Raw genomic sequence first — 16,532 nt, 5'->3', positions numbered from 1 at the left:
AAAAGTAAATCTTAGTGATTGCGATTATCATTACGCCACAAATAAACACAAGCAAAATGTCGCGAGAATAATGACAGGATGTAAAAATTGTGGGGGGAATGGATTCAGGAAAGGAATTCCTGAGCCCAAAAACCGGGCTCAGGATGATTTTTCAGGGGTTATTCCGCCTGTAAACGTGACGGCGGTGCCGAGTGGTAATGCGCATCCGCTTCCGCGAAACGCTGCTGCATGGCGGCAGACGGCGCTTTACCCAGCAGGCTGAAAATCACGATGCCAAGGCTACCGAAGATGAAGCCCGGGATGATTTCGTACAGATCCAGCCAGCCGAACTGTTTCCAGACGATGACGGTGACGGCACCGATGATCATCCCGGCCAGCGCGCCGTTGCGGGTCATGCGCGACCACAACACCGAGAACAGCACGACCGGGCCAAACGCCGCGCCGAAGCCCGCCCAGGCGTAGCTCACCAGCCCCAGCACACGGTTTTCCGGGTTAGCGGCAAGGGCAATCGCCACCAGCGCCACGACCAGCACCATAAAGCGCCCTACCCACACCAGCTCTGTCTGGCTCGCGCCTTTACGCAGGAACGCTTTGTAGAGATCTTCAGTAATGGCGCTGGAGCAGACCAGCAACTGGCAGCTCAGGGTGGACATCACCGCCGCCAGAATCGCTGACAGCAGAATACCGGCGATCCACGGGTTGAACAGGATCTGCGCCAGCTCGATGAACACACGCTCGGCGTTCTGGTTCACCGCGCCTGCCAGCGACGGGTTGTTGTTGAAGTAAGCAATGCCGAAGAAACCGACTGACACCGCACCCGCCAGGCACAGGATCATCCAGGTCATACTGATACGACGGGCATGCACGATGCTGTGGTGCGAGTCTGCCGCCATAAAGCGCGCCAGAATGTGCGGCTGGCCGAAATAGCCGAGTCCCCAGCCCATCAGCGAAATGATGGCGACGACATTAAGCCCTTTCAGCATATCGACGTTTTCGATGCTTTTCTGTTTGATCACTTCCAGCGAATCGCCAAAACCGCCGACGGTCAGAATAACGATGACCGGGGTCAGGATCAGCGCGAAAATCATCAGGCTGGCCTGCACGGTGTCGGTCCAGCTGACCGCGAGGAAGCCGCCAATGAAGGTATAGATAATGGTGGCTGCGGCACCAGCCCACAGCGCGGTTTCGTAGCTCAGCCCGAAAGTGCTTTCGAACAGACGCGCACCGGCGACAATCCCGGAGGCGCAATAAATGGTGAAGAACAGCAGAATAACCAGCGCGGAGATAATACGCAGCACGCGGCTGGTATCTTCAAAGCGGCCAGTGAAGTAATCCGGCAGCGTCAGGGCATTGTTGTTCACTTCGGTGTGAACACGCAGGCGACCGGCCACCAGTTTCCAGTTGATCCACGCCCCGACCGTCAGGCCGATGGCAATCCAGCTTTCGGAGATCCCGGCGATAAAAATCGCCCCCGGCAGGCCCATCAGCAGCCAGCCGCTCATATCAGACGCCCCGGCTGACAATGCCGTCACAAACGGACCGAGACTGCGGCCGCCAAGAATATAATCATCAAAGTTTTTCGTGGAGCGCCACGCCATAAACCCGATTAAGATCATGCCAAAGATATAGACGCAGAACGTCACCAGCATCGGTGTACTAATAGCCATTAAACCTCTCCAGAACGCTTTCTTATTCGCCGTTATGTTCCATCACCGGAACGGGGTGATGATTCTGTGAATGCCAGGGGGGACAGTATCCTGACTGAAGCTTTAAAATTTCACAAACGATTTAACACATCATTTACAACGATTGCACCCTGCGCCCTGAGCTAAATTCTTACAGGTTGCACTCGCTCACACTTCTGACGGTTGCACCTTTTATTTTTGTTAAGTAAAGCATGGAAACGTTTTGCGTTTTATTCTTGCTTGTTTTTATTTTTCTTTCTTTATTAACAATTCATTCATTTTTAAGCTTGCTACCCAGGTCACAATTAACAAGGTTGCACAAAGTTGCAACATGATAGATATTTCTGCGTAACCAAATAAAAGTACTCAAAGAACAGACACAGGAGTGAACGGCAATGGGCACCACCACCATGGGGGTTAAGCTTGACGACGCCACCCGCGAACGCATTAAAGCGGCTGCAACCCGAATTGATCGCACACCGCACTGGTTAATTAAGCAGGCGATTTTTAACTATCTCGAAAGACTGGATAATGACGATGCCCTGCCGGAGCTGCCTGCGCTGCTCTCCGGTGCCGCCAATGAAAGCGAAGAGGCGGTAGCCCCCGTCGATGAAACCCACCAGCCTTTCCTCGAATTTGCCGAGCAGATCCTGCCGCAGTCCGTCACCCGCGCGAACATTACCGCCGCATACCGTCGTGCTGAAACCGATGCGGTGCCGATGCTGCTGGAGCAGGCGCGTCTGCCACAAAACGTGGCGGAACAGGCGCACAAGCTGGCGTATCAGCTGGCAGAAAAACTGCGCAACCAAAAAACCGCCAGCGGTCGCGCCGGGATGGTGCAGAGCCTGTTACAGGAATTCTCCCTCTCCTCGCAGGAAGGCGTGGCGCTGATGTGCCTGGCCGAAGCGCTGCTGCGTATTCCTGACAAAGCCACCCGCGATGCATTAATCCGCGACAAAATCAGCAACGGTAACTGGCAGTCGCACATTGGCCGCAGCCCGTCGCTGTTCGTTAACGCCGCCACCTGGGGTCTGCTGTTTACCGGCAAACTGGTGTCCACACATAACGAAGCCAGCCTGTCGCGTTCCCTGAACCGCATCATCGGGAAGAGCGGCGAACCGCTGATCCGCAAAGGCGTGGATATGGCGATGCGCCTGATGGGCGAGCAGTTCGTCACCGGTGAAACCATCGCCGAAGCGCTGGCCAACGCCCGCAAGCTGGAAGAAAAAGGGTTTCGTTATTCCTACGATATGCTGGGCGAAGCGGCGCTGACCGCCGCCGACGCGCAGGCGTATATGGTCTCTTATCAGCAGGCCATTCATGCCATTGGCAAAGCCTCGAACGGGCGTGGCATTTATGAAGGGCCGGGCATTTCCATCAAGCTGTCGGCGCTGCACCCGCGCTACAGCCGCGCGCAGTACAACCGCGTGATGGACGAACTCTACCCACGCCTGAAGTCATTAACCCTGCTCGCACGCCAGTATGACATCGGCATTAACATCGACGCCGAAGAGGCCGACCGGCTGGAGATCTCCCTCGATCTGCTGGAGAAACTGTGCTTTGAGCCGGAGCTGGCCGGCTGGAACGGCATCGGTTTCGTCATTCAGGCGTACCAGAAACGCTGCCCGTTCGTGATTGATTACCTGATTGATCTCGCCACCCGCAGTCGTCGCCGCCTGATGATCCGTCTGGTGAAAGGCGCTTACTGGGACAGCGAAATCAAACGTGCGCAGATGGAGGGGCTGGAAGGTTATCCGGTCTACACCCGCAAGGTGTACACCGATGTTTCCTATATTGCCTGTGCGAAAAAACTGCTCGGTGTGCCAAACCTGATTTACCCGCAGTTCGCCACCCACAACGCTCATACGCTGGCGGCGATTTACCAGCTCGCGGGGCAGAACTACTATCCGGGTCAGTATGAGTTCCAGTGCCTGCACGGCATGGGCGAGCCGCTGTATGAGCAGGTGGTGGGTAAAGTGGCGGAAGGCAAACTGAACCGTCCATGCCGCATTTATGCGCCAGTGGGCACCCATGAAACGCTGCTGGCGTATCTGGTGCGCCGTCTGCTGGAAAACGGCGCGAATACTTCCTTTGTGAACCGCATCGCCGATAACACCCTGCCGCTGGACGAGCTGGTTGCTGATCCGGTAGATGCGGTTGAAAAACTGGCGGCGCAGGAAGGCCAGCCGGGTCTGCCGCATCCGAAAATCCCGCTGCCGCGCGATCTGTACGGCAAAGGCCGCGCCAACTCGGCGGGGCTGGATCTGGCGAACGAACACCGTCTCGCCTCCCTCTCCTCTTCATTACTGAACAGCGCGTTGCAGAAGTGGCAGGCGCTACCGATGCTGGAGCACCCGGTGGAAGAAGGCGAACTGACACCCGTCGTTAACCCGGCGGAACCGAAAGACCGGGTCGGTTATGTGCGTGAAGCCAGCGAAAGCGAAGTGGAACAGGCGCTGAACAGCGCGGTGAGCAACGCGCCAATCTGGTTCGCGACCCCGCCGGAAGAGCGTGCCGCCATCCTCGAACGTGCTGCCGTGCTGATGGAAGGCCAGATGCAACAGCTGATGGGCATTCTGGTGCGTGAAGCGGGTAAAACCTTCAGCAACGCCATTGCCGAAGTGCGTGAAGCGGTGGATTTCCTCCACTATTACGCCGGGCAGGTGCGCCACGATTTTGATAACGAAACCCATCGCCCGTTAGGCCCGGTGGTATGTATCAGCCCGTGGAACTTCCCGCTGGCGATCTTCACGGGCCAGATTGCCGCCGCACTGGCGGCAGGTAACAGCGTACTGGCAAAACCGGCCGAACAGACGCCGCTTATCGCCGCGCAGGGCATTGCCATTCTGCGCGAGGCTGGCGTTCCGGCAGGGGTGATCCAGTTGCTGCCGGGTCGCGGGGAAACCGTCGGTGCGCAACTGACCGCCGACAACCGTGTGCGTGGCGTGATGTTTACCGGCTCCACGGAAGTCGCCACGCTGCTGCAACGCAACATTGCCAGCCGCCTCGACGCACAGGGTCGCCCGACACCGTTGATTGCCGAAACCGGCGGTCTGAACGCGATGATTGTGGATTCGTCCGCGCTGACCGAACAGGTGGTGATCGACGTGCTGGCCTCGGCGTTCGACAGCGCCGGTCAGCGCTGCTCTGCCCTGCGTGTGCTGTGTCTGCAGGAAGAAGTCGCCGACCACACCCTGACCATGTTACGTGGTGCGATGGCGGAGTGCCGGATGGGCAACCCGGGTCGCCTGACGACGGACATCGGGCCGGTTATCGACGCGGAAGCCAAAGCGAATATCGAACAGCACATTCAGACCCTGCGCGCCAAAGGCCGCAACGTTTTCCAGGCGGCCTTTGACAACAGCGAAGATGCCCGCGAGTGGACCAGTGGCACCTTTGTTCCGCCGACGCTGATTGAACTCGACAGCTTCGACGAGATGAAAAAAGAGGTCTTTGGCCCGGTGCTGCACGTGGTGCGCTATCGCCGCAACGAGCTGGATCAGTTGCTGGCGCAGATCAACGCTGCCGGTTATGGCCTGACGCTCGGCGTGCATACCCGTATCGACGAGACCATCGCCCAGGTCACCGGCAATGCCCACGTCGGCAACCTGTACGTGAATCGTAATATGGTTGGCGCGGTGGTTGGCGTGCAGCCGTTCGGCGGCGAAGGCCTGTCTGGCACCGGGCCAAAAGCGGGCGGCCCGCTCTATCTTTACCGCCTGTTGTCGAGCCGCCCGGAAACGGCGCTGACGAAAACCCTCGCCCGTCAGGACGCAGAATACCCGGTAGATACGCAACTGAAAGCGCTGCTGGAAAAACCGCTGCTGGCCTTAACGCAATGGGCAGAAAACCGCCCGGCGCTGCATGCGCTTTGCCAGCAGTACGGCGAGCTGGCGCAGGCGGGAACGCAGCGCCTGCTGCCGGGGCCGACCGGCGAGCGCAACACCCTCACCTTCGTGCCGCGCGAAGCCGTGCTGTGCGTGGCGGATAACGACGATGATGCGCTGGTGCAGTTAGCCGCGGTGATGGCGGTCGGCAGCGAAGTGCTGTGGCCGGACGCACCGCTGCAACGTGCGCTGGTGAAACAGTTACCGAAAGCCGTTGCTGAGCGCATCCGTTTTGCGAAACCTGATGCGCTGATGGCACAGCGCTTTGACGCGGTGATTTACCATGGTGATTCTGATCAGTTGCGTGAACTGTGCGAACAGGTCGCGGCGCGCGACGGCGCGATTGTCTCGGTACAGGGTTTTGCCCGTGGTGAAACCAATCTGCTACTGGAACGTTTGTATCATGAACGCTCATTAAGCATTAATACCGCCGCCGCAGGCGGAAATGCCAGCCTGATGACGATTGGTTAAACTATCCTTTGCCCGGTAACGAATGGGTTGCCGGGCTTCTCTCCGCACGCAATATTTCACACCCCGTTTTCATTGATCTGGCTTTTGCACCGCAAAACGAGAACTTATCTTATATCAGGAAATGCTCAATTTCTGATTTCGTATAATCTCCCGCATTTCATCAATGGTGCATATTCCCTGTAAACCCGGGCGATTCTAAGTATTTCCCTAAGAATTTATTTCTTAAATCACCTATTTAATACGATTTCCTTATATTACATATTGAAAGTCGAAACATGTCTGAAGTAAATTTAAGCAATAACTGCCGGCCGTAATAAAAACGCAGAAAAATTAGGGAAGGTGCGAATAAGCAGGTCATTTCTTCCCAAGCTGACTCGCTGATTAAAATTTCGCGGATCTGGGCCGATTTTTTTCCCGCAAACACATCGAATCAGCCTATTTAGGCTATTTTTTCCACCATTTCTGGCGTTATTTCCGGTTTTTACTGAGATCTCTCCCACTGACGTATCATTTGGTCCACCCGAAACAGGTTGGCCAGGGTGAATAACATCGCCAGTTGGTTATCGTTTTTCAGCAGCCCTTTGTATCTGGCTTTCACGAAGCCGAACTGCCGCTTGATGATGCGAAACGGGTGCTCCACCCTGGCACGGATGCTGGCTTTCATGTATTCGATGTTGATGGCCGTTTTGTTCTTGCGCGGATGCTGCTTCAAGGTTTTTACCTTGCCGGGACGCTCGGCGATCAGCCAGTCCACATCCACCTCGGCCAGCTCCTCGCGCTGTGGCGCTCCTTGGTAGCCGGCATCGGCTGAGACAAATTGCTCCTCTCCATGAAGCAGATTACCCAGCTGATTGAGGTCATGCTCGTTGGCCGCGGTGGTGACTAGGCTGTGGGTCAGGCCACTCTTGGCATCGACACCAATGTGGGCCTTCATGCCAAAGTGCCACTGATTGCCTTTCTTGGTCTGATGCATCTCCGGATCGCGTTGCTGCTCTTTGTTCTTGGTAGAGCTGGGTGCCTCAATGATGGTGGCATCCACCAAAGTGCCTTGGGTCATCATGACGCCTGCTTCGGCCAGCCAGCGATTGATGGTCTTGAACAATTGACGGGCCAGTTGATGCTGCTCGAGCAGGTGGCGGAAATTCATGATGGTGGTGCGATCCGGCAGGGCGCTATCCAGGGATAATCGGGCAAACAGGCGCATGGAGGCGATTTCGTACAGGGCATCTTCCATGGCACCGTCGCTCAGGTTGTACCAATGCTGCATGCAGTGAATACGCAGCATGGTCTCCAGCGGATAGGGCCGTCGGCCATTGCCCGCCTTGGGATAAAACGGCTCGATGACTTCCACCATGTTTTGCCATGGCAGAATCTGCTCCATGCGGGAGAGGAAAATCTCTTTTCGGGTCTGACGGCGCTTAGTGCTGAATTCACTATCGGCGAAGGTGAGTTGATGGCTCATGATGTCCCTCTGGGATGCGCTCCGGATGAATATGATGATCTCATATCAGGAACTTGTTCGCACCTTCCTTAGCTTGTTACATTAAATGGAATTTTTTTAACTTATTGTTAATTGCCCATCATACTGAATCTGATAGTTATTCCTGGATTCGTTTTCACTGCGGTTAACATGAATTATTAATACACCAGTCTTCTGTTGGAAAAGGATGTCGCTTTTACTACTCATATTTTGGGGTTGCGCCCAAACTTTATTTCTCTGCCGGTAACTTACGTATGCTTTGGATAATCGACGATAACATCGAGTTTATACCCGAAAAAAACAAGCTGGCTTCGCTGTCAAGACCGGAACTGTCGGTGCTGTTAACCCGACCGGCCAGCCGTTGTCTTGTGTTGCTGCTGGAAGCGGCGCACAGCGTGGTGTTGCACCAGACCTTTTTCGAAAAAGTGTGGCCTGACGAAGTGGTGCAGGTGCCGACCAACACCCTTTACCAGAACATTTCTATCGTCCGTCGCGGGCTGCGGGCCGTTGGGGAAACCGATAAAACCATTCTCGCCACGGTGTCGCGCCGGGGCTTTCAGATTGAGAGCAACGTGAAAGTGGTACGCATCAGCGCGGAGGAATACCACAACACCGCGCAGGTGGAAGCGCTTTACGAACCACCAGCCACGCCGGACGCGCCTCTCGCTGCCGATACCCAGCGCATTGTCAAATCGCTGGCGAAGCCCCGCCGTCGGGTCTGTGTGCTGCGTGATAACAAATGGCCGGCATTGCATATGGCTGTGGCCTTTCTGCTAGGCGTGCTGGTCGTCTACGGCGCCACCTTTGTGAATGCTAACGATTCGCTGTTCGAGAATTACACCCTGTTCGAAACCAGCAATGGCTGCCACTTCTACTCCACCGAGGATGAAATCGACGACAACAGTCCATTCCAGAAAGATAAAGCCACCATTATTAACACGGGGCTGGACTGCCAGAAATACCCATGGGTGTACTTCCCGTCATCCAATGCCATGCCTGCGCTGACGGCGCTGATCTGCCAAAAACCTTATAACGACGCCAGCGACTCTGGCTGCGTTTCGCTCTATTTCCGTGGGGTTGCTCGTGACTAGAACAAAAACAACGCTGGGTTGCCTCATTCTTCTGGTGTTAGGGGGCGCAATCTCCTATCACTTCACTTTTCAGGTCGATAAAATCTACCAGCCGGAGCGCTGCTCTGCGCCCGTGCGGATCTATTCCGGCGACGTGCGCGCCAATCTGATGCTGGATTTTATGTATTCAACCAAGGCCCATACGGGCGTGGTGTCGGTGAGCGGAACCTACAGCGAAAACAATAAAGTGGTGGGGACGGTGCGCCGCGAAGTGGCTTATAGCTGGAGCGAAAATAAAAACGAAGTGCGCCTGCATTCGACGAGTATCAACAAAATGTCGAATGATGAGACCCTGCCGGACGATGTGATGGACGACATCCTGCCGGATTTTTACGTCTATCCTGATAAAAATATTACCTATTCCATTCTCCCGCAGGACAAAAAAGGGTTCCTGTTCACGGTTGGGCAACGTCCTATCTTCTTCTGCGCGCATTGAAGCGCAGAACAGGTATACTACGTTTCATTATGACATCGGGAGATGATAATGAAACGTATACTGATTATGTTTAGCGCGCTGGCCTTCAGCGCCGGTGCGCTGGCTGATGAATGCGCCAGTGCAGGCACCCAGGCGGAACTGAACACCTGCACCGCCGCGCAGTATCAGGCCGCCGATAAAAAACTCAACGAAACGTATCAGAATGCGCTTAAGCGTGCGGTACCGGCACAGCGCGAGCTGTTGAAAAAGGCGCAAAACGCGTGGATTGCCCTGCGCGACGCGGACTGTGCGTTTATGAGCTCCGGCTCCACCGGCGGCAGTGTTCAGCCGATGGTCGAAAACCAGTGCATGGCGGACAAAACCGTTGAGCGCGAAGCGTTTCTCGCCTCGCTGTTGCAGTGCGAAGAAGGCGACCTGAGCTGCCCGCTACCGCCGGGGAATTAACGAACGCGGATCCCTTCGATGATCATCCGCTGTACGTTTTCTACCGTACGCTGAAAGAACGCCTCGTCTTTCAGCGTACGGCCAGTGACCGCCTCTACCTGGGTGGCGAAATCGGCATAGTGCTGAGTGGATGCCCAGATCATAAAAATCAGATGGTGCGGGTCGACGGGCGCCAGCTTGCCGCTCGCTATCCACCCGGCGATGATCGCCGACTTGTCATCAATTAACGTTTTCAGATCCCCGGTCAGTTCGCCCATCAACAGCGGCGCGCCCTGCAACATCTCCAGACAGAACAGCCTTGAGGCTTCCGGGTAGTCGCGGGAGACTTCAAGCTTCAGACGGATGTACTCTTTGATCGCCACCAGCGGGGTAAAATCTTCACGAAACGCGCGCAGCGGCGCCAGCCAGATGTCGAGGATCTGCCGCAGTACCTCAACGTACAGGGCTTCTTTGGAGGGGAAATAGTAGAGCAGATTGGTTTTTGAGACGCCCGCCTGTTCCGCCACCTGCTCCAGCCGGGTACCGTGGATGCCATATTGCGAAAAGGTATTCAGCGCCGCGTTAAGAATGGCCTGCTTTTTTGCACTCACTGCCCGTGAACGCTTACCGGTTTTTGTTGCTGCGCCCTGCGCCATCCGCCCTCTCCTTTTGTTATGCGCGGACAGGATAACAAAAGGCAGGGCACAAACAAAACCGCCGGGAGGAACCCGGCGGCAGGGATGTTACAGTCACTCAGCAATTATTTGCCGCCATGGCTGTTTTTACCCCCTTTTTTGCCTGCTTCCGAGGCACGCTGCGGATCATTTTTAAAATTACCGCCGCTGTGCTGACCACCTTTACGACCTGCTTCTGATGCTCTGTCACGGTCTTCGGCAAAATTGCCGGCTCCACCACGATGGTTTGCCATAACTAACCTCCGGTTATGTGAAAACATTAGACATCATATTGCATTCAGTAAAAGAGAATTCTTTCACCTGCGACGTAGAGAAGTATTCCCTCGCCGTGGAACTAATCTTAGTAAACCTCGCCCGGACAGCCAGCTAATCGAAATATTCTGCAACAGGATCTCCGACTTTCGGGTGAGTTTCCCGTTTCGTGATCGATAAGCATCTCTTATCACTGTCAAAAGCGGCAGCGCGGAAAATGTATCAAATTACAACAAAACCGAAATTTGACATTTTTGTTATGAATCAAAGAAGTGGTAGTGATAGTTGCACTCTCAGCCACACGACTTATCTTTAAAGGAGGGCAGCCACAGGCTGTTAACTATGAAAATCGAGGAGTGAAGCAAATGGCAAAGATTTTGGTGCTTTATTATTCCATGTACGGACACATTGAAACCATGGCGAAAGCGGTGGCCGAAGGGGCAAACAAGGTTGACGGTGTAGAAGTGGTGGTAAAACGCGTCCCGGAAACCATGCCTGCCGAGGTTTTCGAAAAAGCCGGTGGTAAAGCGCAGAACGCACCCGTTGCCACGCCACAGGAACTGGCTGACTATGACGCCATCATCTTCGGCACGCCAACCCGTTTTGGCAACATGTCGGGGCAGATGCGCACGTTCCTCGACCAGACCGGCGGGCTTTGGGCTTCCGGCGGGCTGTACGGCAAACTGGCGAGCGTCTTTAGCTCGACAGGGACCGGCGGTGGTCAGGAACAGACGATTACCTCCACCTGGACGACGCTCGCCCACCACGGCATGGTGATTGTACCGATTGGCTACGCGGCGCAGGAACTGTTTGACGTCTCCCTGGTGCGCGGCGGCACGCCGTATGGCGCGACCACTATTGCCGGCGGCGACGGTTCACGCCAGCCGAGCCAGGAAGAACTTTCCATTGCACGATATCAGGGTGAGTACGTCGCCGGACTGGCAAAAAAACTGAACGGCTAACGCTGACCTTCAACCGAATTCCACAGGAGGAGACACATGCCGAGTAATGAAGCAAAGGCACATCACGTAGGCGAATGGGCAAGTTTGCGAAACACTTCTCCCGAAATTGCCGAAGCCATTTTTGAAGCCGCGGAGTATGACGAAAAGCTGGCGGAGAAAATCTGGGAAGAAGGCAGCGATGAAGTCTTGATCCGCGCGTTTGAGAAGACCGACAAAGATTCGCTCTTCTGGGGCGAACAAACCATCGAACGTAAAAACGTCTGATCACCACCCACCCTCCCCCCGCCACTGGCGGGGGTTTTTATTGCGTCAGATAAAATCCATCATGATGGTCGCGGTAGCGTGGTAGTCGCCAGGCGTCGGTTCGCCACCGGTGCGCAGCAGGTACACATCCAGCGGAATGTGCTTGCTGAGCGGCGTCACTTCCCACGTATTACCGAAATTCCACTCCAGCGGATTACTGCTGTCGAAGTACATGTCCTTACCGGCGTTATCGCCTGCATTACCGCTTTCGGTATACGACGGATTTACGCGTAACGCGACAGCGACGTTTTTCGCCCCATCACTGACGCTATTATTCAGCAATAACCCTGAATCAGAGCTCGTTCCCGTGGTGGTGATATACGTTTTCACTTTATTCACCCCGTAGCAGTTGTCCATATTCAGCGTCATTGCGCGTTTGATGGTGGTATTACGGTCATCGGTTATCTGAGAAAGCCGCTGACCGCCGAAATCAACATTGCCACCGTCAGATAAAGTGTACTGACAGGTTGAGGTGATTTTCACCACTGGGTTGGTTTCATTAGCAAGATGTAAAACTAACGTGGCCATACCTTTGTCAGCCGCATTTTTACTCCCATCATTCTCGTCGCTGACCATAAATTGTATTGAAGGTACTGCCGGTATAATCGTCATCCCCTCGGGTATTCCGCGGAAAGAGTTATCAACAACATATCGACCATCTGCATTCGAGTTAGACACACTGAGTGCTGAAATGCTAAGCCGTGAAGGTGGGTAATCAATGACATCCGCGCCGGCTCTCAGTCTAATCACCGAGTACAACCCCTGAACATTTGTTTTAACCAGTGCGGCCTTGCCTGTCTCATCATTAATTATTGGGGTAACTTTCTCGAGAATCGAAGATTGGTCAACCACGATGACGGAAGCACTGGCTTCAAATTCACTTTTATAAACAATGCTGCTTTGTGGTTCGCCGAGATTGTCGCAGCGCAGGCTAAACTTAAATGACGCACTCGTCGAGCCGCCAATGAACGCCGACCCACTAGCAAAAAGATATTGTCCATCAGCAAGGTTCAAAAAATCGGACGCTTGCAGTTGAACTAACTTCCCCGCTATAACACTCACCTGAGTATAGGGGGTAGCAGGGACGCAATTCTCCTCTGTGCTATTAGTCTTCACCATATACGCCTGTGCTGAGGTCGTTCCTGCTACCAGGATAACGACGAGCGTAAAGAGTTTAAAGAATACCTGAAACATAACTTCACCGATTAATAGTAAGCAACGGATATCACCGCCGAGACACTAAACGCACCAACATTCCCTCATTGATACCCCAGTTTGACATGCACAGGCATCGCGCATACGCTTCCATGCCCCATTACTTCATCGTCTATAACCTGTTTTCCTGCCGCTGCAAGACTCAATGCCAGAAAAGAAATCCTTATTGCATTCATAGCAATAAATATTAAATCGAGGGATATTATACAGCCCGCTCCCGCACAGAAGAGAACATTAACTTACTTTACACTTAAGTAAATATTGATTGTTTCAGAAATGAAAAGCACATATGAAAACAGTATAAAACATTTAGCCATTCGCATTGGCAATGCTAAATAAGTTTTCTATCAATATGATGGAAATAAATAAGGGAGGAAGGTTAATTTTATAGCCAATTCGTAGTATTGCGGTTAACTGCGCCAGTGGGCTGACGCATCCACCGGGCAGTCTTTTAACGTTAAGGGGTACGTTGTGATTTGCGTCAGATAAAATCCATCATGATGGTCGCGGTAGCGTGATACTCGCCGGGTGTGGGTTCGCCACCGGTGCGCAGCAGGTAGACATCCAGCGGGATATGCTTGCTGAGCGGCGTGACGAGATACGAATTACCGAAATTCCACTCCAGCGGATTACTGCTGTCGAAGTACATGTCCTTACCGGCGTTATCGCCTGCATTACCGCTTTCGGTATACGACGGATTTACCCGTAAGGCCACGGCAACGTTTTTCGCACCGTCCACTACGCCATTATTGAGCAGTAGCCCGGAATCTGAGGTTGTTGCCGTGGTGGTGATATAGGTTTTTACTTTATTCACCCCGTAGCAGTTGTCCATATTCAGCGTCATTGCGCGTTTGATGGTGGTATTACGGTCATCAGTTATCTGAGAAACCCGCTGACCGCCGAAATCAACATTACCACCGTCAGATAAAGTGTACTGACAGGTTGAGGTGATTTTCATGATAGGGTTGCTTTCTGAATTTAAATGTAAGTAGTACGTGCTCACACCTTTATTAACACCACTACTCTCTCTCTCATTATCATCGCTGATGCGAACGGTCACCGAAGCAACCGCAGGGACTATCGTCGTCCCTTCGGGTATTCCGCGAAAAGAGTTATCAACAACATATTGGCTCTTTGCAAACGCGGCTGATAAATTGGTAGTTGCATTTGAATACGTATGTTGCGAAGGGGGATAATCTAGCGGCCCCCCTGTCAACAACATAATCAGACGATATAACCCCTGGACATTGGTTCTCACCAGTGTAACACCACCATTGGAATCATCTTTAACAATCGTGGAATGTAGTCCGGAGGTAAATGAAGACTGGTTAACCGTTATCACCCCATTACCTGCTGATTCAACTTCGCTTTTAAAAACACTGCTGGTTTGCGGGGCTCCAAGATTGTCACAACGAAGACTGAGCTTAAATCCAGGAGTGCTATTGCCACCCACTTGTGTTGACCCTGATGCGACAAGATACTGTCCGTCAGCAAGGGCAAGAAAATCAGCCGCCTTCACTTCAGCAGGATAATTAGACAGTTGTGTGACCTGAGCTTCGCCACTAAAAGGGACACAGTTATCTTCCGTGCTATCGTCTGTCACCAGGTAGGCCTGTGCTGGTAGTGTTCCCGTGGCCAGGATAATGCAGAGTGTCAAAAGGGTAATCAATACCTGAAACATAACTTCACCGGTTAATAGTAAGCGACGGATATCACCGCCGAGACACTAAACGCACCAACATTCTCACCCAAATTCACGTCTTTCATTCCCAGTTCGACGCGCATCGGCATCGCCCATACCTGGCTGTCGCCGCTGCCGGATGACACCAGGTCGTCAAGACTGACGGCGAGCGTGGTGGTAAAACCTACCACATTGGATTGTGGATCATTCCGCCCCTGGGTATTTCCGCTAACGGTAAATACGCGCCAGCCGTCTGGCTCTGCCGTTGTCGGCCATGTACCGGGTACCAGGATTCGGGCTGCAAAATCGGTGGCACCGCTAAGCGGGGCTAATCCGCCGGACATATAACTGGTGCTGCTTGGTGTTGTCCATTCCGAGTTCGCAGCAGGCGCAATGGTGAGCGTAAATTGTTTGCCGTTACTGTCTTTGGTTACACTCTCTGGCGTACAGCCAGAAATTTGCAGTTGGAAATTATCAGACTGTCTTTTTTTGGCATAGGTAGAGCTATCCACTTCCTTAGCGTCGTAATAACGAAGATCGGAAACATCAAGCGTGCCCATATCAATGGTCTTATTGGCTGAGTTGTTATCAAAAACAATTTTGCAGCTTGGCTGCACGACCGTGCCGGTAAAGGTGAGATCGATAGTGTTAATACCATCACCCGCCAGCGAAGCTGTCGTCATCACAGTACAAACAAAACCTAATGCGTATTTTTTCATTTTTGTCATCCTTTACTGATAGCTGATATTCAGCGTTGCCTGGGCGTTAATGTAACCGCTGGTAATATCTGCTGGTGTCGAGTTCTGTAACGGCAGCAGTCTGGCCCGCAGGGTAAAGTTACCTGGGTTACCGACATTGGTGTTATTACTGAGGCTGATGGGGGTTTCCACGTTATTGCTGTCGAGCTGGTAAACCGCAATGCCAAACCCCGCCGCCACGGAGCCGGTTTTCGTGCTATCGCTGAGTAGCGTAATAATGTTATTACCATCGACGCCCATCGCAGAATGCCCTTTAGCGTCGATATTAAAATTCATCGCGGTTGAAGCCTGGTCGCAGGCGGTATGTCGGTCAGCCTTACTGGAAGATTTCGTATCCGCCACCGCAGTCACCGTGTTATCCGCATACGGGCGCAAGGTGCTGTCGGATGCCATAATATCGGCAGGGTAAACCGTGCCGAAATCAAACGTCAGCGCAGTGCTGTCGAAATAACAGGTACCCGGCTGAATGGTGGCATTCACCGTTAAAGTCAGGGCTTCACTCGCCGCCTGTGCATGAGGGGTGATGCTCAGCGATGCCAGCATCGCTACTGTAAACAGAGTTTTTTTCATAACTGTTTCCCTGTGTTATCCATAAGTTGCTGTAATGATCACGTCGGCGTAAAAAAAGCCTGACCGGACGTTATCCGCCGTTTTGATATAGCGGGCGGTGAAGTGATAGTCGCTGCCGACCGGGTATTCCGCCGTCGGGTAAATGAGATAACGGGGATTACCGTCACTCCCCAGTACGCTGCTGTCGTCACGGGCATCCTGAATCACCACGGCAATGCCCGTTGCCGACGGGTCGCCTTTGTCTTCGACCTGGTTGTTAAAGGCGGCGAAGCGGGCGTCGGTATCGCCATTTTTCGCCGCGAAAGTCAGTAATACATCGCTCACCTGATCCCTGCCGCCCGTGCATTCAGCAACGCTGACGGTGAATGCTTTTTCGCCATAGGTATCACCCGCCGCCAGTGGTGAAAAATCACTCACCAGCGCGCCCGGCAGTTCGAGATATTTTTCCGGGATCACCAGCTTGCAGGTTGGAATGGCAACCTGGCCGCTAAAAGAAAGCTGCACCTGGTTGCCTGACTCATCTGCCATCGCCGGCAGTGCCAGCAGGTACGATAAAAGAGGAAGCCATCGCGTTGTCATCGTGT

General features: G+C 53.5%; 16 protein-coding genes. 6 read left to right on the top strand and 10 right to left on the bottom strand.

Going from position 1 to position 16,532, the window contains the following annotated elements; genetic code table 11:
• Positions 1–158: 158 nt before the first annotated feature.
• Positions 159–1,667: a sodium/proline symporter PutP gene (putP, locus tag QMG90_RS09335; protein WP_283283550.1), complete on the bottom strand. Its 1,509-nt coding sequence runs from the start codon at positions 1,665–1,667 to the stop codon at positions 159–161.
• A gap of 413 nt (positions 1,668–2,080) precedes the next feature.
• Here putP and putA point away from each other — a divergent pair, with 413 nt between their 5' ends.
• Positions 2,081–6,043, top strand: a complete 3,963-nt coding sequence (gene putA, locus QMG90_RS09330) for a trifunctional transcriptional regulator/proline dehydrogenase/L-glutamate gamma-semialdehyde dehydrogenase (protein WP_283283549.1) — start codon at positions 2,081–2,083, stop codon at positions 6,041–6,043.
• 290 nt (positions 6,044–6,333) lie between these two features.
• Here the strand turns inward: putA and QMG90_RS22460 are convergent, their stop codons facing one another.
• Positions 6,334–6,543, bottom strand: a complete 210-nt coding sequence (locus QMG90_RS22460) for a hypothetical protein (protein WP_346733141.1) — start codon at positions 6,541–6,543, stop codon at positions 6,334–6,336.
• Positions 6,525–7,505 (bottom strand): IS5-like element ISKpn26 family transposase, encoded by a 981-nt coding sequence (locus QMG90_RS09325; RefSeq protein WP_000019473.1) that lies wholly within the window; start codon positions 7,503–7,505, stop codon positions 6,525–6,527. The genes QMG90_RS22460 and QMG90_RS09325 overlap by 19 nt, the downstream gene beginning before the upstream one ends.
• Positions 7,506–7,777: 272 nt before the next feature.
• Between QMG90_RS09325 and QMG90_RS09320 the strand changes: the two genes are divergently transcribed.
• From QMG90_RS09320 to QMG90_RS09310, 3 genes are read left to right on the top strand one after another with little or no spacing between them, the layout of a single operon-like run.
• Positions 7,778–8,614, top strand: a complete 837-nt coding sequence (locus QMG90_RS09320) for a winged helix-turn-helix domain-containing protein (protein WP_283283548.1) — start codon at positions 7,778–7,780, stop codon at positions 8,612–8,614.
• Positions 8,607–9,089 (top strand): hypothetical protein, encoded by a 483-nt coding sequence (locus QMG90_RS09315; RefSeq protein WP_283283547.1) that lies wholly within the window; start codon positions 8,607–8,609, stop codon positions 9,087–9,089. The genes QMG90_RS09320 and QMG90_RS09315 overlap by 8 nt, the downstream gene beginning before the upstream one ends.
• A 48-nt stretch (positions 9,090–9,137) precedes the next feature.
• The gene (locus QMG90_RS09310; RefSeq protein WP_283283546.1) at positions 9,138–9,533 is read left to right on the top strand and encodes a lysozyme inhibitor LprI family protein; all 396 of its coding nucleotides are present in this window, start codon (positions 9,138–9,140) and stop codon (positions 9,531–9,533) included.
• Here the strand turns inward: QMG90_RS09310 and rutR are convergent.
• Both rutR and QMG90_RS09300 read right to left on the bottom strand, forming a co-directional pair.
• The gene (gene rutR, locus QMG90_RS09305; protein ID WP_283283545.1) at positions 9,530–10,168 is read right to left on the bottom strand and encodes an HTH-type transcriptional regulator RutR; all 639 of its coding nucleotides are present in this window, start codon (positions 10,166–10,168) and stop codon (positions 9,530–9,532) included. The genes QMG90_RS09310 and rutR overlap by 4 nt on opposite strands.
• Positions 10,169–10,272: 104 nt before the next feature.
• Entirely contained in the window at positions 10,273–10,440 is a 168-nt protein-coding gene (locus QMG90_RS09300; RefSeq protein WP_283283544.1) for a con-10 family general stress protein, read from the bottom strand.
• 384 nt (positions 10,441–10,824) lie between these two features.
• Here QMG90_RS09300 and wrbA point away from each other — a divergent pair, with 384 nt between their 5' ends.
• Complete coding sequence (gene wrbA, locus QMG90_RS09295) at positions 10,825–11,421, top strand: NAD(P)H:quinone oxidoreductase (protein WP_283283543.1); 597 nt, start codon at positions 10,825–10,827, stop codon at positions 11,419–11,421.
• 36 nt (positions 11,422–11,457) lie between these two features.
• Entirely contained in the window at positions 11,458–11,685 is a 228-nt protein-coding gene (locus QMG90_RS09290) for a YccJ family protein (protein ID WP_283283542.1), read from the top strand.
• 45 nt (positions 11,686–11,730) lie between these two features.
• Here the strand turns inward: QMG90_RS09290 and QMG90_RS09285 are convergent, their stop codons facing one another.
• The 5 genes from QMG90_RS09285 to QMG90_RS09265 form a co-directional block, all read right to left on the bottom strand.
• Positions 11,731–12,918 (bottom strand): fimbrial protein, encoded by a 1,188-nt coding sequence (locus QMG90_RS09285; protein WP_283283541.1) that lies wholly within the window; start codon positions 12,916–12,918, stop codon positions 11,731–11,733.
• A 502-nt stretch (positions 12,919–13,420) separates the two neighbouring features.
• Positions 13,421–14,620, bottom strand: coding sequence for a fimbrial protein (locus QMG90_RS09280; RefSeq protein ID WP_283283540.1), 1,200 nt, complete (start codon positions 14,618–14,620; stop codon positions 13,421–13,423).
• A gap of 11 nt (positions 14,621–14,631) precedes the next feature.
• Complete coding sequence (locus QMG90_RS09275; protein WP_283283539.1) at positions 14,632–15,339, bottom strand: fimbrial protein; 708 nt, start codon at positions 15,337–15,339, stop codon at positions 14,632–14,634.
• A gap of 12 nt (positions 15,340–15,351) precedes the next feature.
• Complete coding sequence (locus tag QMG90_RS09270) at positions 15,352–15,948, bottom strand: fimbrial protein (protein WP_283283538.1); 597 nt, start codon at positions 15,946–15,948, stop codon at positions 15,352–15,354.
• Between the two features lie 15 nt (positions 15,949–15,963).
• Entirely contained in the window at positions 15,964–16,527 is a 564-nt protein-coding gene (locus QMG90_RS09265; RefSeq protein WP_283283537.1) for a fimbrial protein, read from the bottom strand.
• Positions 16,528–16,532: the final 5 nt, after the last annotated feature.

The sequence above is a fragment of the Trabulsiella odontotermitis genome, from assembly GCF_030053895.1.
Taxonomy (GTDB): Bacteria; Pseudomonadota; Gammaproteobacteria; order Enterobacterales; family Enterobacteriaceae; genus Trabulsiella; species Trabulsiella odontotermitis_C.
This window is presented reverse-complemented; position numbering and strand designations above follow the sequence as displayed.